The sequence below is a fragment of the Paenibacillus sp. D9 genome, assembly GCF_001188365.1.
Lineage (GTDB): Bacteria > Bacillota > Bacilli > Paenibacillales > Paenibacillaceae > Paenibacillus_O > Paenibacillus_O humicus.
Map to the genome: position 1 here is coordinate 2,077,737 of NZ_JZEJ01000001.1, position 21,966 is coordinate 2,099,702.

Sequence of the window (21,966 nt, forward strand, 5' to 3'; positions counted from 1 at the left end):
CGCGGCCGCTGCGCGCGCGCTGCGGGCGCGCGCCTGGCGGCGAAGCCGGGCGACCCCGGCGGCGAAGGCGGGATCGCCGGCGTCAAGGGGGACGAGGTCATCGACGATGAGCTTGAAGTCCTCGTCTCCCTGCTGCACGGCGGCCTGGATGACGACCAGGCTGCCGGCTTCGAGCTTGTCCCCGAAGCGGGACCAAGCCGTAGGGAACAGCACCGCCTCGGCGCGCACGATGCGGTCCTCCGCCTCCGCGAAGGCCATCTGCTGGCCCTTGCGGGTGCGCAGCTGCTTCAGCGACACGACGCGAACGGCGGCGACGCAGGACAATCCGTCCGGCGCCTCGGCCAGGTCGACCAGTCGGTCGAGCTCCAGCCCGTCGAGAACATGCTCGACAGCGTCGAGCGGATGGCCCGTCAAGTACAGGCCGAGCAGCTCCCGCTCCAGCTCCAGCTGCTGCGCGGCGGAATAGGGCTGCACGGCCGGCAGCTCCACGTCCCAGTTCTGCACTTCCTCGAAGCCGAACAGCTCGATCTGCAGCTCCTCGCGCTCCTTGCGCCACTTCTGCGCCGTTTCCACCGACTCGTCGAGCGCCGCGAGCTGCTGCGCCCGGTGGCCGGGCATCGATTCCAGAGCGCCGGAGCCGATCAGGCCTTCCAGGACGCGCTTGTTCACGACGCGCAGGTCGACGCGCCGGCACAGATCGATCAGGCTCGCGAAGGGGCGCTCCTTCCTTTCCCGAAGAATGGACTCGATCGCCTGGGTGCCGACGTTCTTGATCGACGCAAGGCCGAAGCGGACCGCTCCGCCGTCCGGCGCGAAGGTGACTCCGCTATGGTTGACGTCCGGCGGCAGCACGGCGATGCCCATCCGCCGGCATTCGTCGATGTACTCTCCGGTCTTGCGCTGGTTGCCCGTCACGGAAGCCAGCATCGAGGCCATGAAGGCGACCGGATAATGGCGCTTGAGCCAGGCCGTCTGGAACGCCAGCACGCCGTAAGCCGCCGCATGCGCCCGCGGGAAGCCGTAGTCGGCGAAGCGCAGGATCATGTCGTAGACCCGGTCCGCCTCCTCTTCGAGATAGCCTTGGCCGAGGCTGCCTCTGACGAAGGCCGCTCTCTGCTCGTCGAGAATCTCGCGCTTCTTCTTGGAGACGGCCCGCCGCAGCAGGTCGGCCTCTCCGAGCGAGAAGCCGGCCATCGAAGAGGCGATCTGCATGATCTGCTCCTGGTAGACGATGATGCCGTGCGTGTCCTTCAGAATCGGCTCCAGCGAGGGATGAGGATACTGGACCTCCGCAAGCCCGTGCTTGCCCCGGATGAACTGCGGAATGAACTCCATCGGACCCGGCCTGTACAGAGCCAGCACCGAGACGATGTCCTCGAACGAGGAAGGCTTCAGCTCCCTCAGCACGCGGCGCATGCCGCTGGACTCCAGCTGGAAGATGCCCGTCGTATCCCCCCTGCCGAGCATCTCGTACGTCGCCGGGTCGTCGTCGGCGACGGCGCGGAAGTCGATCTCCGTGCCTTCGCTCTCGCGGATCCAGTTCAGCGTGCGCTCCAGGATGGACAGCGTGCGCAGGCCGAGGAAGTCCATCTTGAGCAGGCCGACCGCCTCGACGTTCTCCATGGAATACTGCGTGAGCGGAGCCGCTTCGGAGCCGGCCTGCAGCGGCACGTAGTCCGTCAGCGGACGTCCGGCGATGACGACGCCGGCGGCGTGCGTGGAGGCATGCCGGGGCATGCCTTCCACCTTCAGCGCCATCGCGATGAGATCGCGGGTAGCCGGATGATCCGCGCTTTCGCGCAGCTGCGGCACGGAAGCCATCGCCGATTCCAGCGTCGTGCCCGGCTGGCCCGGAATGAGCTTGGCGACGCGATCGACGTCGCCGAGCGGCACGTCCAGCGCCCTGCCGACGTCGCGGACGGCCGCCTTGGCGGCCAGCGTGCCGAAAGTAATGATCTGCGCGACATGCCCGGCCCCGTACTTGCGGCTTACGTAGGCGATGACCTCGTCGCGCCGCTCGTCGTTGAAGTCGATGTCGATATCCGGCATGCTGATCCGCTCGGGATTGAGGAACCGCTCGAACAGCAGCCTGTGCTTCAGCGGATCCACATCGGTAATCCGCAGGCAGTAGGCGACGAGGCTGCCCGCCGAAGAGCCGCGGCCCGGACCGGTGCGGATGCCCTGCTCATGGGCGTAGCGGATGAAATCCCAGACGATGAGGAAATAGTCGCTGAAGCCCATCCGCTCGATGACGGACAGCTCGTAGGACAGCCTCTCCCCCGCCTTCCTCAGGAAGCTGCCGCCATCTGCCGGAGAAGCCGTCCCGCCCGCTCCGCCGCTCTCCGCCATGGAAGGTCCGGATCCCGCTCCCCGGTCTCCAGGCGCTACGCCAACCGCGCTTGCCGAGCCTGCCGCTCCCCAAGCTTCTGCGGCGTAACGTTCCGCCAATCCCCGCCGGCAGAGCTCCTCCAGATAAGACGCGGCTGTCATGCCATTCGGCAGCGGGCTGTATTCCGGTAGCGCGTGCTCGCCGAGCCTCAGCACCAGATTGCAGCGCTCGGCGATGCGGACCGTGTTCTCCAGCGCCTGCGGCACGTGGCGGAACAGCCGCCCCATCTCCTCCGGGCTCTTGAGGTAGTTCTGATCGCCATGCATATGCATGCGGTCCGGATCGCTGACGCTTTTGCCGGTGCCGATGCAGATGAGCACATCCTGCACGGCGGCATCCTCCTGCCGCAGGTAGTGGGCGTCATTGGTCGCGACGAGCGGGATGCCGGTCTCTTCCGCCAGCGCCATCATGCCGGCCATTACTTTTTTTTGCTCCGCCATGCCGTGGTCCTGGATTTCCAGGAAAAAATCCTCGCCGAACGCGCTGCGGTAACGGAGCGCCGCCCTCCTCGCTTCCTCCGGACGGTCGTAGAGCAGATGCTGCGCCACCTCGCCCTGCAGGCAGGAGCTGAGGCAGATCAGCCCTTCCGCATGCCGGGCGAGCGCCTCGTGGTCGATCCGCGGCTTGTAGTGGAACCCTTCCAGATGGCCGATCGAGCACAGCTTCATGAGGTTCCGGTAGCCGGCTTCGTTTTTGGCGAGCAGGATCAGATGGTAGATCGGATTGTCCTTGCGCGTTCCCTTGTCCGCCCTGGAGCCGGCCGTCATGTACATCTCGCAGCCGATGATCGGCTTGATGCCGTGCTTCAGGCAGGACTTGTAGAAGGGAACCGCCCCGTACATGACGCCGTGATCGGTCAGAGCCAGCGAGGTCATGCCGAGCTCCGCCGCGCGCGCCGTCAGGTCGCGGATCCGCGCCGCTCCGTCCAGCAGGCTGTATTCGCTGTGCACATGCAGGTGCACGAAACTCTCGCTTCCGCTCATCGGCTCTCTCCCTCTCCCCATGCGGGGCACACTTGTTCGCTCTTTCCGTCTATCTTATCATAAACAACCCGGCCAAGCCCATAGAATGGAGGAAGGGAGACAAGCGCTCCCTACTATTAGACGAAACAGGTGAGGCGGATGAGCCGAATGAACATGATCTTGACCAAAGCCCTGATCGATTGCTTCATTGCCTTCGGAGTCGTCGTCGGAGGCACGCTGCTCGCGGGCATCGCCTCCGTGCTGGCTTCCTCGCCGCCGTCCCTTATGATGGTCGATACGGCATCGCGCCTGAAAATATGGGCGCTGGTCGCCGCGGTCGGCGGCACGATCGATCCCATGCGGGTCATCGAGAGCAACATATCCCAAGGCCATCTGTCCCCGGTGGCCCAGCAGCTGCTGTTCATCTTCTGCGCTTTCATCGGGGCGCATGCCGGCACGGAGCTGATCCGCATGATCTGCCGGGACGGGGTGTGAGGAGACTCCATGCGCATGCCTCCTTTCGACCGCTTCGCCAGGCTGACCCAAGCGCTCGGCCTCGTCATCTGCGGCATCGTCATCGGCGCCGCCCTCTATCAGGCTCTCTTCCAGGCCCAGTTCGACCGGATCGCCAACCTCAAGAGCGAGCTGGAAGGCCAGCTCAATGAACGGGATAATGAAATCGAGAAGCTGACCAAGTTCAACCAACAGAGTTCCATCATCAAATCGCTTCAGATCCGCTTCGAGGACGGTCCCGTGACGGCATCGCTCGACGAGCCCGCCAAAACGCGGCTGCGGAAAATGCTTCACGACGATCTGAAGGTGCTGGAGGGCCATAGCGTCTTCGACATCGACCGCGAGTCGAGGCTCGCTCGCGAGCTGCTTGCCGGCAAAATTTATAAAGACAAGGACAAGAACCTGCTGCTCGAAATCAAAACGGTGCTCGTCGTTGAAAACAGGCTGCAGGTATGGGTCAGCGTGAGCCAGAAGGGACCGGAAATGAACAGCAGCGCCAAACAGGACGGATCCCGCTGAAAGCCGCTTCGATAAAGGCCTTCAGGAAAGGATCCCGCTGAAAGCCGCTTCGATAAAGGCCTTCAGGAAAGGATCCCGCTGGAAGCTCCCATTTCGAAAAACTCCACCAGGAGATAAAGGAGTCCGTCGACGGACTCCTCTCCGTGGTCGGAGCGGCAGGCGGGGCAACGCTCGTTGCGGAGCATGATTCCGGAAGCGGACCGGAAGCTTCGAGCATCGGGGCCGCTATGAAATCATTCACGTCTCCATCGTCCGTGCAAGCCCGCTGCTTCGCCTGGTCCCCGCCGCAGCCTGTTCGCGATTGCATCCGCATTCATGGTACAATGGCCAAAAACCGGACTTCGCGTCCGCAAGTTGAAAAAAGGAGCAGCACTCGACCATGAACGATCCCGTCGTATGGCTTCAGTGGATTCTCATCGCAGGCATCGTCCTGACTTCTGCGATGTCCGTCGTCTACAGCTTCAAGTCCCGCCGTTCCTCCGACCCGCGCCAGCGCGCCCTGCACGCCGCCCGCATGAATATCAGCATGGGCAGCATGCTCCTGTTCATCTCGCTGATCCAGATGTTCATGTACAGCGGCTCCACGCTGCGTGTCATCATCGGCTCCCTCTTCATGGTGCTCGGGCTGTTCAACATCTTTGCCGGCCTGCGCAACCGCAGCATGATCCGCGCCGCCATGGAACGCAGCGGCAGCTGAAGCTTGCCGCTTCCGGAACAGCAAAGCCGGCCTGCAATGCCGTGTATACGGCATTGCAGGCCGGCTTTTGTCATTCCCCAAACACGGCGATGAGGATTGAACCCGCTCACGATGCTTGAAGTTGCGCCGCCGGGCCGGGAAACCTGGCATCCCGGACATCGGGGCATCAGCGGGCTCCTCCCCATTTGGAATGAAGCTCAGCCTCCTCTTGAAGAGAGACGGCCTCCAAGATGGGGGCTATCATGTACAGCCGCCCTTCGTCCTCGGGAACGGTGATCCGGATCGGCTTCTGCCGGCCCCCGATTGCCAGCGACAGCCGGGGATAGTCGATGGCATGCGCGATTTCCCTCATGCCCCCTCCATGAAACAGCACCTGCCAGGATGATTCGGCGGCGGCAATCCGTTCAACCCCGAGCAGCCTTTGCCGGGTCTCCCCTACTCCTGCCGTCCTCGCGGACAGAAAAGCGGCTTCCGCATCCACGCTCAGTCTCACCGCGCCAGAAGGGCCGGCGACCAGGCAGGCCCGATCGAGCGCTTGGCGAAAAGCAGCCGAGTCCAGGGAAATGCCTTGGACTCCCTCTCCGGATATGTCCTCCTTGATGAACGGCAGGCGGCCTTCCAGCCTCGGGAGCTGAACCTTGGCCCTTCCTGCCGACAACTGGACCTGGAAAGGAAAGATCGCGAGGGAAAGGGAGGCTCCCTTTTCCATTCCGAGCGCCTTGAGCGAGTCGTGAAGCGGCTTGGCCGGGAGCAGACAGCTCCATCCGGCTCCGCCGCCGCCCCAAGCGCCCATGCGGCAGCTGGCATAACGGACACCGTCCGTCGCCGACAGCTTCCAGGACGATCCTCCCGCTTCAATCAGAATGCCGGTCAACGGCAGCCTTGAGCCCGATGCCGCGGCGGCGAAAAGAACCTGCTTCAGCCTGGAATGGAAGCTGCCGGCATCCAAAACGAAAGCAGGATGGCCGGCGGCATCGGCCAGAACCGGCGGTTCCCCGAATTCGGCAACGGCCAGCCGATGCTCCGACTGCCCGGACTTGATGCGAGCCATGCCGCCCGAAGGTCCTTCAAGCTCAAGCCATTCGCCGTCCGCCTGGCGAATGACGCCAAGGAAATAGCGGGCTGGCAGAGCCAGACGTCCGATATGCTCGATTTTCAGCGAGCCGGCATCAACCGGCACTACGGCTTGATGCACGATCCTTCCGGCAACCGCGCTCACGGCGAGTTCACCTCCGCCCGCGGTCAAATGCAGCTCCCCGGTCCGGAACCCGCCTCCCGCCGGAACAACCTGGTCACATGCTTCCATCAATAGATCCCTCTTGATCATCAGCCGCATCTTCCCGCCACCTGCGCCTTCATCCCATTATTTTCCGCTCTCTTCCTTATCTTCCGCTTCCAGGTTATTAAACTTCTTGTATCCTCAGCTTCTTGTTTTTTCAGCTTCTTGTTTTTTAACTTCTTGTTTTTTCAGCTTCTTGGTTCTCCATTTTCTTCTTCAGCTTTAGCTTCTTCAGCTTCTTCAGCTTCTTCAGCCTCATCGCCCCCTGCAGCGACAGCCGCTTCCAGGAGAACCCGCAGAACCTCCGATCTGGACCGGCCCGTCCGGCGACATCGCCTGTCGATCTCGGCCCACAACGGCTCGCTGAGCGTGAGCGATACCTTGCGCGTCATTCCGATCGCTTTCCTGCCTGCGCCGGAACGATGGCCTCCGCGCGCAAACATCATGGACAGCTGGCCGTCCGGCTCCCGTGGAGCTATTTTCGTGAATTTACGATCCATGGCATGGCCCTCCTTTTTGAATAAAGTTACCATTATCAATATGACTCTATTCATTGTACCATGCGTGCTTATAGTTGTAAATGAATGGAAAAACGGACAGGGGCGATCCAACCCGATCTAAAAATCCTCCTGGGCTGTGCGGCAGCAAAGCTCTGCTGTCTCGGGGATGCAAAAAAAAGCCGCTTCTCCAAGAGGGCCGGGAAGGCGGCAGCTCATGAAAAAAACGGCCTGTCGTGAAAATGGGACGGCATCAAGACGAGCCCAATCGTCCTGCTGACGGGCCCGGAGCGGAATCCATGATGCCTGACGGCAGATCCATGCCATGCGGATGCAGAAGGCTCGGAAGCCTGTCAATAACCGTCCATCAGCTGCATGGACAGAATCGCCTTGGCCGCCACGCCGGAGGAATCGCTGAGCTGAATTTCCAGCTTGGCCGACTTGCGGCTCATCTCCAGCACCGCAGGCTCCAGATGCAGTTGCGAATCGATGGCCACCGGACGCATGAAGTACGATGTCACGCTCTCGATCATATGGTCGCTCCGCCCGCTCTCCCGGACCATGCGCCGGGAAGCCTGGATCATGAGCGTCGCCAGGACGCCCTCGGATACGGTTCCCGGCGTGCCGGACATCTGCGCCGCGGCTACGCCGGAATACCGGAACGAGCCCTCGTCCTCCCGACGCTCGAAGCCCGCGCCGATGAGCTCGTCGAACGTCTCTCCGGACTCGCCCTGGCGGCCGGTGATCCGCATCGCTTCAAGCACTTCCTGGCGGGTGATGACGCCGAGCAGCTTGCGGTGGCGGTCGACGACGGGCAGCAGGTCGATGCCTTCGGCCGCCATCGTATGAGCGGCCGAGGTGACGGTGATATTGGGGGCAGCCGTGATGGGATGACGGGTCATCAGCCGCTCCAGCGGCGTCTGCGGATCCGATCCGGCCGCATCCTTGGCCGTCATCATCCCCGTGACACGGCCCCGCTCGTCCAGCACCGGAAAGCGGAAGCTGCCCGTAATGCCTGCAAGCCGGTGGAAATCCGCCGCCGTATCCTTCGCGCCAAGCACGTCTGCCGGCCGGCCGAAGCTCATGATATCCTCGATCAGCACGATCTTCTGCTTGATCAGCCGGTCGTACATGGCCCGATTGATCATCGAGGCCACGGTGAAGGTGTCGTGGCGGGAGACGATAATCGGAAGCCCCCGCTCGTCGGCCAGGGCGATGACCTCCTCGCCCGTGCCGAAGCCGCCCGTAATGAGCACGCCCGCGCCTTGCTGCAGCGCGGTCCTGTGGGCTTCCTGCCTGTTGCCGACGATGAGCAGGCTGTCTTCGTTGATATAACGGCTCATCGCCTCCAGCTCCATCGCGCCGATGACGAACTTATGCAGCGTCCGCTGCAGGCCTTCGGCGCCTCCGAGCAGCTGTCCCTCCACGATTTCGGCCACGTCGCCGAAGGTAAGCCCTTCAAGCGATCCTCTGCGGGAGCGGTGCACGCGCACGGTTCCGATTCTTTTTTTGGTCGCGACAAGGCCCGTCTGCTCGGCTTCCTTGATCGCCTTGTAGGCCGTCCCTTCGCTGACTCCATGCTCCTTGGCGATGCCCCGGACCGATATCCGGACTCCCGGCTCCAGCTCCTCGATATGGCGGATCAGCTGTTCGTGCTTCGTCAGTGCTTCCATGGATGGTTTGCCGCCGTTGTCTGAGGCCACCTGCTTCGCCGCCTTTCGCCGATGAAAATCGATATGTTCATTTTAGCAAAAAGCCGCTAAAGTAGAAATGAACGCCTGAACCGATACCGAAACGGTCCGACAAGGAGAGCCAAGTGTGAATATCGATTCCAGCCTGCTCATGCGCTCAGCTACTCTCTATGTGTTCGTATCCTTTCCTCAGAGCCTCATCTTCACCTGCTTCACCTTCCAGTTTCTCGGCATCCGGACCGAAGGCTTCTGGAAGCGGACTCTTGGATTCGTCGCGGCGTCCTCCCTATATACGGATCTTTTCTTCTTCGAGCTTCCCGCCTGGGCGCATTTCGGCAATACGATCGTTTCCATCGCATTTTTTCTCTGGCTGTTTTTCCGGGAAATGAGTCTGCGGCAGCGCCTGGTGGTGCAAGCGCTGCTGCTCATCTTCATTATCCTGTCGGATATGGTCACAATGGGCGCCGCGGTTCAATTCACCGCCTACGAGAGCGTCCTGAGCGGACCCGTCTGGCTGAAGATCGCCGTCTGCTGGCCTTCCTTCGCCTTGTTCGCGCTGGCGGCGCTGCTGATGGAGCGCCGGAATATCCATCCCGGAACCATGCTGAAGAAGGGCCTTTCAAAAGCGGCAGGGTCGTCGATGTTCTATTTCATCCTGCTCGTCTCCCTGCAGTTCATGCTGCTGGCGCTGCTGTTTCTCGAGCATTATGTCGTCAGCGGCGTCCGGCAGAGCTCTTCGCTCCTTCTCGTTCTGAGCGTCTCGACGATCGCCCCGGTCATCTTCATGGCGCTGCGGCTGATCGCCCAAGCACGCCGCGAAGGAGAAGACAAGGGCGGACAGGCAATCGAAGGCGATCTCGTCCGGATGCTGGCTACGATTCGGGGGCAGCGTCATGATTTCATCAATCATGTCCAGACCATGCATCTGATGCTGAAGCTGGGCAAGCAGGAAGAGCTGAGGGCTTATATGGGAGAGGTGCTGGAGGAGATCGAGGCCGTCAACCGGGTCGCCGCCGATCTCGCCGCCTTGCCGTTTCCAGCCGTCGCTGCCCTTCTCAGCGTGAAGGAAGAGGCGGCCAAGAGCCTCGGCATCTCGCTGGACTACGAGATCGCAGATCTGCTTGAGGCAGCCGCGCTGCCTCCGCTCAAAAGCATCGATCTCGTCCGCATTGCGGCGAACCTGCTCGACAACGCCTTCGACGAGGCCGCGGAGCTGCCGGCGGGACAGCGCGAAGTCCGGCTCGAAGCCTTCCTGGACGGGCGCAGCATGACCATCGCCGTCTCCAACCGCTGCCGGGCCGGAACGGATCTGGCGATCCTTCAAAAAATGTTTCGGGCGGGATACAGCACCAAGCCGTCCGGCTCGGGCCATTCCGGACTCGGGCTTTCCATCGTGGCGGAGCGCGCCAGGCACTACAAGGGATCCGCCTCCGCCCGGCTTGACGGCTCGATCCTCTGCGTCAGCGTCGTTCTGCCCTGCGCTCCCGTGCTGTCCGGCGGCGGAGAGGCCCCGGCAGGAACGGGCCGGGCAGAGATGGACCGAACAGGAGCAGGGACCGAAACGGTCCGAGGGACCCGATGAAACGGAAGGAAGTTCCTCCCGGCTCAGACGCCAAAAAAAGACCGGATGCAGAAAGAGCTGGCTCCAGCTCCTGCATCCGGTCTTTTTCCCGTCCTCCGAAGATTGCCGCCTCTCAGCCGCGGTAGCGGCGTTCCGGCTTCTTCTCCGGCAGCTTGCAGTTGTGCATCGCCCGCTGCCGCCGTATGGCGGCTACGCGCCTGCGTTCCCGCTCGCGGTCGCTGAGCAGGACGCGCAGGTTGGCCGCGATGACGAGCAGAGCCAGCGCCGACCACAACACCCCGAACACCGTGGCGAAGCTCCACGGGCTGCCGAGCTCCAGGCGCGGCAGCGCATAGAGGAGCATGCCGAGCGCCGCGAGCAGGTAGATTCCATGCTTCCATTTGCCGGAATTCATCCGCAATCCTTCCCCCCAACTCTCCTAGTAGGCTGCTTGTCTGTCTTAGCCTATGCGGACGAGCGGGCGAACATGCCCTCCAGGGAAAGAATGGGATTTGTTAAGGAAGCAGCACGGATTGCATGGAGCTGCCGATGATCCGGTTCACGTCCTCATACACGACGCCAAGGCGCTTCTCGGCCTCGAAGTAGTCCTGAACGAGCGGATTGAGGCTCAGCAGCTCGTACAGCTTGCCGAGGCCGTCCAGCTCTTCGGCGGACGGCTCCTCGCCGCCCATCATGCGCTGCTGCAGCTCGAGCTGGCGCCGCTGGAAGTCGGCCAGCATCCGCCGGGCATCCGGATCCCGGTCCGCCGCCGCGCGGGCCTCCATGACCTGCTTGGCCTCCAGACTGCCCTGCAGAGCCTGGGCCAGCTCGTAAGCACGATCATATACGTTCATGGCTTCATCTCCCTCGTTTTTCCTGCGCCCATCATACCATCATGGAAGAGCCGCTGGCAAAAAAGCATGGCGCCTGCAGGCGGACCGCCTGCTGCGCGCGCGGATGAAATTGGGGGACAGAGGCAGGTGCATGGCACATCGATACGTGCCGGCGGCCGGAGTCGCCACGAGCTCGTTCGTTTCTCCGGAACGATTCCGCGCCCTTCGCTTCTTTTTCACCGGCCCCTGCCCCGCATCCCTCACAGCATGTCCCATGCGGGCGGGAATGATCGCCTCCGCGCTCCGGGCATCCGCCCAATCCGGCCAAAACGCCCCGTCCTTATTGGCGGCGCCTATCACCAAGGTATAGATGTCCTCATATGATGAATTAATCCGTTTCATTCACCTATACCCATCCGACCGCCAACCCGCACTACCCTTCGCTCTGGAAGGAGATTCGTCGATGCTTAAATCCAAAATCACCGTCCAGGTGCCGCAGGCAGGCACCTTGGCCGAGGATACCATCCTGCTGGGCGATGCTTATGTCAAGCAATACAAACTGTCGCTCGGCCACCCCGTCACCTTGAAGTTCGGGTCGTTCCGGACTACGGTGCGCATCTCATCCGGAGGCAAAGGCGACGTCATGAAAATCGGCGCCTCGCTGGCACGCCAAATGGGCATACCGGGAGGAGCCGTCCTGCGATCGAGCTACAAGCAGAGCTCAAGCACTTTGTCGCTCGGGCCTCTGATCGGCGTCCTCATCAGCCGGGATTATCCGCAGCAGACGGACCGGCCGTTCGGGGCGATCACGATGTTCTGCCGGGAGCTGGTGGATGCCTGCGCCGCTCAAGGCGCCTCCGTCTACTTCCTGACTCCCGATGCGGCGGTATCGGGCTCGCGCATCGAGGGGTGGATCTACAACGGCGGCTGGCGGAAAACGAGCATGCCCGTACCGGATGTGGTCAACAACCGGCTTACCGCGCGCAAGCTGGAGAACCGCCCTTCGGTTCAGCAGTTTTTCAAAGAAGCGAAATCACGATATGGAACTCAAGTATTCAACGAGAAATTTCTGGATAAAAACGAGGTATTCGGCGCTCTCGGCCACGAAAGCAGCCTTGCCAAGTACCTCCCGGATTCCAGGCTGCTGCGCAGCTACGCCGATCTCAAGTCGATGGCGGCGCGGCATCCCGTCCTGTTCCTCAAGCCCGAGCGCGGAAGCCTCGGCAAAGGGATCATCCGGGTAAGCAAGCTCGAGGGCGAAAGCGTGCTGGCCACCTATACGGCGCCGGCCGGCATCCGCCGCCAATCGTATCCCAGCCTGGCTAAGCTGTATTCCTCGCTGGGCGGCAAGCTGAAAACCGTGCGCTACCAGCTGCAGCAGGGGCTCACCCTGATCGATATAGGCAAGCGGCCCGTCGACTTCCGGGCGCTCGTGCAGAAAAACCATAGCGGCAGCTGGGCGCTGACTTCCATCGTTGCCCGTACGGCGGGCAGCAATCACTTCGTCTCGAACCTCGCCCGCGGCGGAACGCTCAGCCGGGTCAAGGAAGCGGTGGCGCGCAGCAATCTGGCTCCCGGCTACAAGGCCGGCGCCGGCGCCAAGCTGCAAAGAGCCGCGCTCGATATCGCGCAAGGCATCGACGCCCGGATACCGGCGCACTTCGGCGAGCTGGGCATCGATCTGGCCCTCGATACAGGGGGCAGGGTATGGCTGCTGGAGGTCAACTCCAAGCCTTCCAAGAACGACAACACGCCGCTGAACGAAGGCAAGATTCGTCCTTCGGTACGCAACATGATCCAGTATTCCCGCTATCTGGCGGGATTCTGACGGGATAAAGGGGGCGGTCCATATGAGAGGCAACCGGAGCAGCGTCGGCGTCCTGGTATCGGATATCCATGAAGGAGAGGACGGCCGGGAGCAGCGCAGGACGTTTCCGGAAGACAGCTTTCTCGCCGCCCTCAGCAGCCGGGCCGAAGAGCTCGGAGTGGATCTGTACGTGTTCACTCCGGGAAGCCTGGATCCGGACAGCGGCATTCTTACGGGCTATGTAAGGGAGAGCAGCGGCTGGTCCGAAAAGGAAGTCCCCTGGCCTGCTGTCATCTACGATCGCTGCGGCCCTCTCGTCTCCGGCCGCATCCGCCCTTACAGGGATACTTTGAGCCGGCTGGCCGCCCTGCAGCCCCATGTCGTCCTGAACGGCTGGCTGCCCGGCAAATCCGCCCAGTACGACGCTCTTCGCCGCAGCGGCGCCGAGCTCGCCGAGCTCGTGCCTCCAAGCCGTCCGCTGGCCGGCAGGCAGGCGTTATGCGAGACAGCCGAGAGCTTCGGCTCCCTCTTCCTCAAGCCGGATGGAGGCATGCAAGGCCGCGGCGTCATCAGTGCGGCCCCCGCAGCCGAAGGCGGCTGGCTCGTTCGAGGCCGGGACGGCGGCAGCCGGCCCTTCCGCAGCCTCCAGCCGGATCTGGACGCGGCCGCAGCGCTGATCTGCCGGCTGGCCGGCCGCACCCGCTACGTCGTCCAGCCCTGCCTGCCGCTCTGCGACCGCCAAGGCCGGCCCTTCGACATCCGCGCTCTCGTCCAGAAGGACGGCCGCGGCGAATGGCGGCTGACGGGAACAGCGATGCGCCGGGGAAGGCCGGGAGGCGTCGCCTCCAATCTCCATGGTGGCGGCGAAGCGATTCCGGCCCGGGACGGTCTGTCCATGCAGCTCGGGCTGGCTGCCGCAGATAGGGTGTCTGCCCGCATCGACAGGCTGGCGCTGGCAGCGGCCGAAGCGGCGGAAAGCTCTTTCGGCCGCTTCGCCGAGCTTGGCCTCGACTTCGGCGTCGAGCCGGATGGAAGGCTGTGGCTGCTGGAGATGAACTCCAGGCCGGGGCGCGAAGCCTTTGCCGGCTTCGCCGGCGGAACCGCCCGCACGGCGGTGGAACGGCCGCTGCTCTATGCCCGGCTCCTGTGCGAGGGACCGAGTCCTACGCCTGCCGGACGCAGCCTCATACGCAATTAAACCATCAACCATTGACATAGATCCGCTACCCTAGCGACAGAACGCCCAGGAGGTTCCTCATGAGTCTTACTTTATGCAATGTGCATTTCTCCGACAAAAACGACCGGGTCGTCTATGTGTCGGGACCGTTGTACCGGTCGCTGAAGCTGTCCGGGAAAAAGAAGCTGTCGATCAAGCTGGGAAGGGAAACGGTAACGGCCTCGGTGAAATCCGTCAAGGGGGAGGGCAACCATGTGTACCTCGGCTCCGCCATCCGTCAGCATATCCGCGTTCCGAAGTCCGGCAACGTATTCATGCTGCATGCGAACGAGGATGAGGTGCAATTCGGGCCGCTCGTCGGCATCCTGAGCGACGGCTATGTGTCCTCCGCCTTGCCGTTCGGCTCCCGCACCGGCTTCATCAAGGAACTGATCCGCATCGGAGACAAGAAAGCCTACTTCTTCGGGTTCGCCCCGCGCGACATCAACTGGCAGCAGGAGACGGTGAACGGCTACTTCCTGAATTCCGACGGCAGCTGGTACCGCAAGACCGTGCCTCTTCCGGATGTCGTCTACAACCGCCTGCCGAGCCGCAAGGCCGAGACCGGCACCTATATTTCCACGCTCCGCGAACGCTTCGTGCGCAAGGGAATCCCCTTCTTCAACTGGAGCTTCTTCAATAAATCCGATGTCTACAAGCTGCTCGACAAGGATGTCGAGGCGCTCCGCCATCTGCCGGAGTCGGTATCCGCGCCGACGGAGGAGAAGATCAAGGAGCTGCTGAGCAAGCACAACTTCGTCTACTTCAAGCCATCCGGCGGCAGCCTCGGAGCCGGCATCTACCGCCTCACCTACCAGCCGAAAAAAGGCTATTTCGCCCGCTACCGCAGCGGGGGCAAAAACGTGCTGCTGCGCTTCAGCACCTTTCAGGGACTCATGAAGACGCTGCATGCCCGCATCGGAAGCTCCTTCGGCGGTTATGTCGTGCAGCAGGGCATCCGGCTTGTGGAAATCGACGCCTGCCCGATCGACTTCCGCTTCCACATGCACAAGAACGGGCGCAATGAATGGGTGACCGCCGGCATCGGCGCCAAAAAAGCGGGACGCGGCAGCGTCACGACGCATATCAAGAATGGCGGCTCCCTCATGACGCCCGCAAGCGCCCTCTCGCGCGCATTCGGCGGCGAGACGAGCGAAGTGCTCGAAAAGGCGAAAAAAGTAGCCGTGAAGATGTCGGAGGCGATCGAGCGCAACTATCCTCACCGTCTGGGCGAGCTCGGCCTGGATATCGGCATCGACAAGGACGGCGACGTCTGGATGTTCGAGGCCAACGCCAAGCCCGGACGGTCCATATTCAAGCATCCCTCCTTGAAGACGGAAGGCCGCGCCTCCCTGGAATATATTCTGGAGCATTGCCTGTACCTGAGCCGCTTCCGGGGGAGGGACAGCTGATGGAGCTTGAGCAAATTCCCGGCTATCCTCCGGCCGACCCGGCTTCCAAGCGGCCGGTTCTGGCTATCCTGACGATGTCGGATCGGCTGCTCGGATTCAGAGGCAATCGCGAAAACTTCGCCGACGTAGCCAAAACCGGACGCGACATGGGCTTCACCGTCTATGTCCTACCCTGCAAAAGCCTGAATTTCACCGAACCGATGCTGAGCGGCTACGGCTTGAACGACAAGACGGGGGAATGGGTCAAGGGACGCTTCCCCTTCCCCGACCTCGTCTACAACCGGATTCCCCAGCGCGAGGACGAAATGCGGCCGAAGGTGCAGCAAAAGCTCCGGCTGTGCCAGCAGCATCCCCGGATCAAAGGCGTCTTCAATCCTTCCTTCTTCAACAAATGGGAGCTGTTCGAGTGGCTGAAGAAATCCCAGGCGACGAATCGGTATATTCCGTCCACCCGCAAAATGGTTTCGGTCACCGGCCTCGGCCGGATGATCAGCAAGCATCCCTATCTCTACCTGAAGCCGGTCAGCGGCAAGGCAGGCAAGGGAATCATGACCATCCGGGTGATGGAGGGCAAGACGCTGCCTTACCGTCTGCGCATCCAGCAAAAGAAAAAAAGCAGCACGTATAATTGCGCGACGATAAGCAAGCTGTGGTCGCGTATTCTAAGAGAGAGCGGCGGCGTGTCGTATATCGCCCAGCAGGGCATCGACCTCGCGCTGTACCAGGAGCGCAGGTTCGACCTCCGCGCGCTCGTGCAGAAAAACGGAAGCGGCCAATGGGCCGTTTCCGGCATCGGCGCCCGTCTCGCGGGCTCCCGCAGCATCACGACCCATGTCCCCCGGGGAGGCAGCATCGAGGATCCGGAGAAGCTGCTTCAGCATGCCTTCGGCCCTCAGGAAGCCCGCGAGCTCATGAGCAAGGCCCGGAGCGCCTGTGTGCAGCTGGCCCGCCAAATCGAGACGGCCAGCGGACAAAGCCATGGCGAAATGTCGATGGATCTCGGCGTCGACGTGGAAGGCGGCCTCTGGTTTTTCGAAGCCAACGCCAAGCCGATGAAGTTCGACGAGCCCCACATCCGCAAAAAATCGCTCGAGCGCATTTTCCAATACGGATCGTACCTGATGCGCTCGCCGAAACAGGGGAAGGCTGGAGGCGCATAAACAAATGAATGTACAGCTGCTTACACCGGCTCAATGGAGCCGTCACCGGGATCGGTTGATTCGGCTCATCAAGTCCTGGGGCAGCGGAAGGCTGACCGGAGCGGGACTCGCCGCGCTGGAAGCGTTGCAGCCGGCCGATCTCGAGCCGAGGCAGCCTGGGAGCAGCCCGGCGGCCGCAATCGCTGTGGTCACGACGGAGGACGGCAAAACGGCGGGGGCGGCTTTCGCCCGCGAGGCGGGCCTGGAGGCCTGCCTTGTCGCCGTTGCTCCTCCCCTGCGCGGGCGCGGAGCCGGCAGCCTGCTCCTGAAGAGGCTGCAGGAGCGATGGGGACATCTCTCCTGCAGAGTTGCCGCGGACAATACCGCGAGCATGAAAATGTGCTTCCGCGCCGGCTTTGCGGCGACTTCCCTGCAGGACGGCCCCACCGGCAAAGCGACGCTCATCTTCCAAAGCGGCGCTTCGCCGGCTGCCGCAGCGGAAGCCGCCGCCGCTCTTGCAGCCGATCCTCCGTCTGCGGCACGGCGCGGAAGCTCAGCCTCCCCGCGGCTTCGAAGCGGAACGGCCGGCTCCCGGCCGGCATCGCCGCTTATCCAACATCCGGGGGGAACAAGCCGACCGCCGGACGCACCAAGGAGAGATGACAGTGGCCCGACCCGTACTCGGCATTTTAACGTTATACCTCAATGACCAGAAGCTGCTCGAGGAGAGGCCCATCTACCAGCGGATGATCGTCGCAGGCAAGCGCCTCGGCATGGATGTGATGGTGTTCACCCCGGCGGATGTCGATTACGAAGGGAACCGGATCAACGCCATGTACTACGATCCTTCGTCGAAGGCATGGTCGCGGCGCTGGTCCTCCTTTCCGCATCTCATCTTCGACCGCTGCCGCATCCAGAATTCGCCCCGGTTCGAGCAGCTGAAGAAATTCCGCTCCCGCTACGGGCACCTCGGCTTCCTCAACCGGCCGCTGAGAAACAAATGGACGATCTACAAAACGCTTCAGTCCCAGCCCCGCTTCCAGAACAAGCAGCCCCAAACGGTGCTGTACGCCTCCCACCGGGATCTGGCCGACATGCTGAAAAAGCATCCGCTCGTCTTCCTCAAGCCGATCAACGGCACAGGCGGACGCGGCATTCTGCGGATCGAAAGGCTTGCCGGCGGCATGTATTCCATCCAGGGACGCGACCAGTCGCGGAAAATCATCCGGCCCCAGAAAGTCGGCGCAGGCGGGCTTCAGAGCCGTCTAAGCTCCTGGAGCCTCGGCGGAGGACGCTATATCGTCCAGCAGGGCATCCAGCTGAAGCTTCCGAGCGGGCGCGTCCATGACTACCGGATGCTCGTGCAGAAGAACGGACGCGGCGAATGGGAGCCGACCGGCTGCGCGGGACGGATCGGAGCGGCCGGCAGCATCACCTCCAACCTTCACGGCGGCGGCAAGGCGGCTAAAATGGAAGAGCTGCTCGATTCCTGGATCGACGAAGGGCTCCAGGCATCCGAGGTCAGGCTGGAGGCCGAGCAGTTCTCGATCGAGGTGGCCGAATACCTGGAACGGCAGTACGGCAGGCTGTGCGAGCTCGCCCTCGACCTGGCGATCGACCGTCAGGGCGGCATCTGGCTGCTGGAGGTCAATCCCAAGCCGGCACGCGAAGTGTTCAAGCAGAGCGGAGATATCGATACCTACGACCGGGCGATCGTCAAGCCCCTTGAATATGCCCTGTACCTTTACAACCGCAGGGCGCAGCGCAAGTCGGGCGGCCGCACGACCGGCAGCCGCACCAAGGACAGCCGTCCCGTCGGCTCCGGCAAGGCCGGCAAGCGCGACGGCGGCGGCCGGACGAAGGGAAGCCGTCCGGCAGACCAGCGGAAAGGCCGTACGGAACCCGTCGAAAGCGGCAAGGCGGGCAGCCTCTCTGTCCGGAAGAAGCCTTCGGCAAAAGAAGGATTCGGCAAAACGATGCAGCCGCGCGTCCGGGTTCCGGGCGGGTTCCTGAAGCGCAGACCCATCCTGCCCGGCAAGCCTCTGGCCGCCGACCGGCCGGTGGTCCGGTCCGTCCAACGGATTCCGGAGCTTGAAGAGGGGTGGAAGCTGGAAAGCGAAGCGCCGGAAATCGAACCGCTATCCGGAGCGCCGGCCGAGACGGAAAATCCGGACTCCATGTCTTCCGAAGGTCCGGCCGAGTCGTAGGCCTCTCGTGCAAAAAAGGAATCGGACACGGATAAACCGTGCTCGACTCCTTTTTTTTGGTGCCGCTTATTGTCCCTGCCGCGTTGTTTTGTCTTCATGCTTGATGGACATTGCAGGCTCCGACAGCAGCAGCCCAATTCGGAACGTTCTTGAATCGATAGACAAAAAAGCGGCATCCCGATGGGATGCCGCCGACAGGCTGCTGCTCAAGCTTCCGGCAGCAGCTCCAGCAGCTCGGCGAAGCCGGTGATGCGCACGTCGCTGCCGTCCAGCTCGCCGCTGTCGCCGAAGCCTGCGTAGGCGCAGCCCACGACGGCGAGCCCGTTGCCGGCTCCCGCCTGCACGTCGGAGGAGCGGTCGCCGACCATCCAGGCGCTGCCGATGCCGTTCTCTTCCAGCAGCAGGCGCACGAGATCCGTCTTGGAAGCCGTTCCCCGGCCGCCGGCGCTGTACAGTCCGTCGAACAGCCCGCCGAGACGCTTATGCAGCACGATTCCCTCCACATAATCCTGGAGGCCGTTGCTGGCGACGAACAGCCGCACGCCCTGCCGCTTCAGCTCCGCCAACGTCTCCGGCACGCCTTCGTACAACAGCCCGTCTCCGGCCGACAGGCCTTCCAGCTCGTATTGAAGCATCAGCACATCCGCGCGCCGCCTCGCCGCCTCGGAGGCATCCGGCATCAGCTTGCGCCAGATGTCCTCCAGCAGCATGCCCAGACAGCCGAGCAGCGCCTCGACGGGCGGTTCGGGCTGCGTATACAAGCCTTCGTCGCGGAGGGTGCCGAACAGCCTTCCGTGCACGAGCCGCAGCAGCGTCTCCGTCTGGAACAGCGTGCCGTCCATATCGAAAATGACCGCCTCGGGCCTATACAGCTTGTTGATGCCGATATCCTTCGCCATGCTCCCACCCTTTGCCTGATTGATTGCCATCATCATACGGGAAGCACCCGCAATAGGCAACCTACCATTTGGAGGCGTCGATGTCTCCCGGCTTCAGCCCTTGCCATACGTTGGGAATGCTGGCCGCATCGGGATCGTCGAACACGAGGAACGCGGTCGGCAAATACCGTTCGCCGTGCTGGGAAGACGGATTGTTGACAATCTCTCCGCCGTTCACCAGCACGGTGGACGAGCCGCCGTCGAGATTGGCCGCAATGACCGCGCCGCGATCCAGCAAAATCTTCTGCACGTCGTACAGATCAGCGCCGATGCTGTAGCCCGGCTGGCGGCCGTCGATGACGACGAACAAGATCGATCCGTCCGCCTTCTGGCCCATCGCGGTGCGGGGAGCGATGCCCCAGCCGTCGGCATGATTTTTGACAAGCCCCTTGCCGTTCACGATGATGCGCGGCTGGAACGTGACGCCTTCCTGAATGCCCAGGTCCTCCAGCTGCTTCAGCGTGTAATGCCCGGCGATCATCTTGCCGCTCTTGTCGAGGCCGACGATCTGGGTGCTCTTGGATTTGTCGAGATCCTGGTAGAGCACCTTGCCGCGGGAAATGACGACGCCGATCGGCTGGAAGCCGTTGCCCTTCCAGTTCGGGTCCGCGAAGCCGCCGGCGTTGACTCCCGCGATCGCACCGTAGCGCTTCACCATGCTCGTGACCTTTTCCCCCTTGCCCTTGGCGGCAGGAATGCCGAGCCTGATCTTGGTCGGATCGCTGACCGTCATTACGAAGCCCTTGTAGGATTTGCCGGATATCGGCTCGACGGAGACCAGCTCCTTCGGCTTGTCGGAAGCCGTCGACGAACCGGCCGGCCGCACGATCTCATGATGATCGGCCTCCTGGCCCATCTTGTCGAAGGACTGCTGGTAAGCGGCGACGCGCTTGTCCAGCTCCTCCTGGCCGATGAGATATTTGGCCCAGATGCGATGCTGCGTCGTAATCAGCGTATCCGCCGCCAGATAACGGTATTCGTTTCCGCTGGGAGTATAGAACAGCCATGCGGCCAAACCACCGGCTGCGACGATTCCGGCCGCGCCCAACATCAGGCACAGGCGGAACAGACTTGCGAAAAATCCCCGTTTCTTGCGGCTCCGCTTCTTGCGCGCCTTTGTGCGGGGAGCTAATTGAGCCAACGTCATCCCTCTCTCCACCATCATAGTCAACGACTCAGACGAAGGGAGCAGGGCGAAAGTTTCAGGAATATATGGAAGCCGCGCCGCTGCAGCCGGGCAGGCTCCCCTCTAGCCCTCCTTGGCTTCGGCTCTATCCGTGCGGAAGGAGCCGCTTCGCGGGCGGGAGGCGTAGCTGTGCAGAACCATTCCGGCCATGACGACGCCTGTTCCGATCCAGGAGACCGGAGAAGGATAGGCGCTCCCGAGCAGCAGCGTCTCCCCGCCCGCCGCGAACAGCACCTCCAGGGATTGGGTGGCCTCGACGGAAGCCATCTTCTCCGTGCTGCCTCGGGCCAGATCGGTGGCGTGGAAAAAGAGCACCGTAGCCGCCACTCCGGCAAACACGGCGATGAGCAGCGTCTGCAGCAGCTGGCCGCCGGACGGCGGTCCTTCCATCGTCCAGCCGAGAACGGCCAGCAGCAGCCAAAAAGGCAGGCTGGCAATCGTCATTCCCAGCACGCGCTGGTAGGCGTCCAGCCGGCCTCCGCACAGCTCCATCATCTTGCGGTTGCCGAGCGGATAGGCAAAGGAGGCCGCGGCGACGGCCAAGACCCCCAGCCATGCTTCTCCGCCGTGCAGAGCGCTCGCATATCCGATCTGCATCAGCGCTACGCCCGCAAGGATGATCAGCGACAATGCCAATCCTCTCAGCGGAAGCTTCTGGCGCCTTCTGCGGGCTCCTTCCGCAGTCATGACCGTCTCATAGAAGAAAGGAACCAGCAGCGATCCCGATACGATCGTGATCTGCCACACCCCGGCCGTCAGCCAGCCGGGACTGTAGGCGGCCGCAAAGCAGATCGGGGCGTAGAACAGCCCGAAGCCGACAAAGCTCCACAGCAGCCAGCTGCCTGGCCTGAGCCTGATCTCCCGGAACAGGGGACGCAGCCTGCCTCTCGCGCCAACGAGAAGCAGAAGCAGCGGAACCATGAAGAAATATCGGAGCGATGCGCTCCAGAGCCAGCTGCCCCCCGCAAGCTCCATCCCGCGGTTGAGCACGAACGTGACCGCGAACAATAATGCCGATGCGGCGCCGAGCGCGATAGGACGCATGACGGCCCTCCTCCCTTTCTGCAGAGCTCAATGCCTTACTGCTATTAAACCGCTTTTGGGCCGAGTAGGCCAGTGC

At 62.7% G+C, this 21,966-nt stretch carries 19 protein-coding genes; 10 read left to right on the forward strand and 9 right to left on the reverse strand.

The features are described 5' to 3' along the window. Positions 1-3,372, reverse strand: a 3,372-nt coding sequence (locus VE23_RS09545) for a DNA polymerase III subunit alpha (protein WP_069202449.1), incomplete at its 3' end; no start/stop codon positions are given. Positions 3,373-3,519: 147 nt separating this feature from the next. Here VE23_RS09545 and VE23_RS09550 point away from each other — a divergent pair. From VE23_RS09550 to VE23_RS09560, 3 genes are all read left to right on the forward strand, one after another. Continuing rightward, on the forward strand, positions 3,520-3,846 hold the full coding sequence (locus VE23_RS09550; RefSeq protein WP_048748490.1) for a YtrH family sporulation protein: 327 nt from the start codon (positions 3,520-3,522) through the stop codon (positions 3,844-3,846). A gap of 15 nt (positions 3,847-3,861) precedes the next feature. Continuing rightward, a complete protein-coding gene (locus tag VE23_RS09555) occupies positions 3,862-4,383 on the forward strand; it encodes a hypothetical protein (RefSeq protein WP_048748491.1) in 522 nt (173 codons plus the stop codon). Positions 4,384-4,762: 379 nt separating this feature from the next. Continuing rightward, positions 4,763-5,080 (forward strand): YtpI family protein, encoded by a 318-nt coding sequence (locus VE23_RS09560; protein ID WP_049867855.1) that lies wholly within the window; start codon positions 4,763-4,765, stop codon positions 5,078-5,080. 166 nt (positions 5,081-5,246) lie between these two features. Here the strand turns inward: VE23_RS09560 and VE23_RS09565 are convergent, their stop codons facing one another. The 3 genes from VE23_RS09565 to VE23_RS09575 form a co-directional block, all read right to left on the reverse strand. Next, positions 5,247-6,386: a DNA polymerase III subunit beta gene (locus tag VE23_RS09565; RefSeq protein WP_198156150.1), complete on the reverse strand. Its 1,140-nt coding sequence runs from the start codon at positions 6,384-6,386 to the stop codon at positions 5,247-5,249. Between the two features lie 161 nt (positions 6,387-6,547). Next, positions 6,548-6,859: a ribbon-helix-helix protein, CopG family gene (locus tag VE23_RS09570; RefSeq protein ID WP_069202450.1), complete on the reverse strand. Its 312-nt coding sequence runs from the start codon at positions 6,857-6,859 to the stop codon at positions 6,548-6,550. A gap of 350 nt (positions 6,860-7,209) precedes the next feature. Next, positions 7,210-8,559, reverse strand: a complete 1,350-nt coding sequence (locus VE23_RS09575; protein ID WP_232316861.1) for a DRTGG domain-containing protein — start codon at positions 8,557-8,559, stop codon at positions 7,210-7,212. 115 nt (positions 8,560-8,674) lie between these two features. On the opposite strand from VE23_RS09575, the gene VE23_RS09580 reads away from it, so the two are divergent. After that, the gene (locus VE23_RS09580; RefSeq protein ID WP_049867857.1) at positions 8,675-10,129 is read left to right on the forward strand and encodes a sensor histidine kinase; all 1,455 of its coding nucleotides are present in this window, start codon (positions 8,675-8,677) and stop codon (positions 10,127-10,129) included. A gap of 112 nt (positions 10,130-10,241) precedes the next feature. Here the strand turns inward: VE23_RS09580 and VE23_RS09585 are convergent, their stop codons facing one another. Together VE23_RS09585 and VE23_RS09590 are read right to left on the reverse strand one after the other, a co-directional pair. Then, the gene (locus VE23_RS09585) at positions 10,242-10,523 is read right to left on the reverse strand and encodes a hypothetical protein (protein ID WP_049867858.1); all 282 of its coding nucleotides are present in this window, start codon (positions 10,521-10,523) and stop codon (positions 10,242-10,244) included. Positions 10,524-10,623: 100 nt separating this feature from the next. Next, a complete protein-coding gene (locus VE23_RS09590; RefSeq protein WP_048749428.1) occupies positions 10,624-10,962 on the reverse strand; it encodes a YlbF family regulator in 339 nt (112 codons plus the stop codon). A 442-nt stretch (positions 10,963-11,404) separates the two neighbouring features. Here VE23_RS09590 and VE23_RS09600 point away from each other — a divergent pair, with 442 nt between their 5' ends. Genes VE23_RS09600 through VE23_RS09625 form a run of 6 tightly spaced genes read left to right on the forward strand, consistent with a single transcriptional unit; the run spans position 11,405 to position 18,722 of the window. After that, positions 11,405-12,769: a YheC/YheD family endospore coat-associated protein gene (locus VE23_RS09600; RefSeq protein ID WP_048749430.1), complete on the forward strand. Its 1,365-nt coding sequence runs from the start codon at positions 11,405-11,407 to the stop codon at positions 12,767-12,769. A 22-nt stretch (positions 12,770-12,791) separates the two neighbouring features. Then, positions 12,792-13,946, forward strand: a complete 1,155-nt coding sequence (locus VE23_RS09605) for a YheC/YheD family endospore coat-associated protein (protein ID WP_049867859.1) — start codon at positions 12,792-12,794, stop codon at positions 13,944-13,946. A gap of 59 nt (positions 13,947-14,005) precedes the next feature. Beyond that, complete coding sequence (locus VE23_RS09610) at positions 14,006-15,376, forward strand: YheC/YheD family endospore coat-associated protein (protein ID WP_049867860.1); 1,371 nt, start codon at positions 14,006-14,008, stop codon at positions 15,374-15,376. Then, entirely contained in the window at positions 15,376-16,536 is a 1,161-nt protein-coding gene (locus VE23_RS09615; RefSeq protein WP_021882153.1) for a YheC/YheD family endospore coat-associated protein, read from the forward strand. The genes VE23_RS09610 and VE23_RS09615 overlap by 1 nt, the downstream gene beginning before the upstream one ends. Positions 16,537-16,540: 4 nt before the next feature. Further along, positions 16,541-17,224, forward strand: a complete 684-nt coding sequence (locus VE23_RS09620; RefSeq protein WP_049867861.1) for a GNAT family N-acetyltransferase — start codon at positions 16,541-16,543, stop codon at positions 17,222-17,224. Continuing rightward, entirely contained in the window at positions 17,181-18,722 is a 1,542-nt protein-coding gene (locus tag VE23_RS09625) for a YheC/YheD family endospore coat-associated protein (RefSeq protein WP_084781374.1), read from the forward strand. The genes VE23_RS09620 and VE23_RS09625 overlap by 44 nt, the downstream gene beginning before the upstream one ends. Positions 18,723-18,928: 206 nt before the next feature. Here VE23_RS09625 and VE23_RS09630 read toward each other — a convergent pair whose 3' ends face one another. The 3 genes from VE23_RS09630 to VE23_RS09640 all read right to left on the reverse strand — a co-directional run bounded on the left by VE23_RS09630 (position 18,929) and on the right by VE23_RS09640 (position 21,890). Then, positions 18,929-19,621 (reverse strand): HAD family hydrolase, encoded by a 693-nt coding sequence (locus VE23_RS09630; RefSeq protein WP_049867862.1) that lies wholly within the window; start codon positions 19,619-19,621, stop codon positions 18,929-18,931. A 61-nt stretch (positions 19,622-19,682) separates the two neighbouring features. Next, positions 19,683-20,807, reverse strand: coding sequence for a phosphodiester glycosidase family protein (locus tag VE23_RS09635; protein ID WP_048749454.1), 1,125 nt, complete (start codon positions 20,805-20,807; stop codon positions 19,683-19,685). 102 nt (positions 20,808-20,909) lie between these two features. Further along, on the reverse strand, positions 20,910-21,890 hold the full coding sequence (locus VE23_RS09640) for a DMT family transporter (RefSeq protein ID WP_049867863.1): 981 nt from the start codon (positions 21,888-21,890) through the stop codon (positions 20,910-20,912). Positions 21,891-21,966 lie beyond the last annotated feature (76 nt).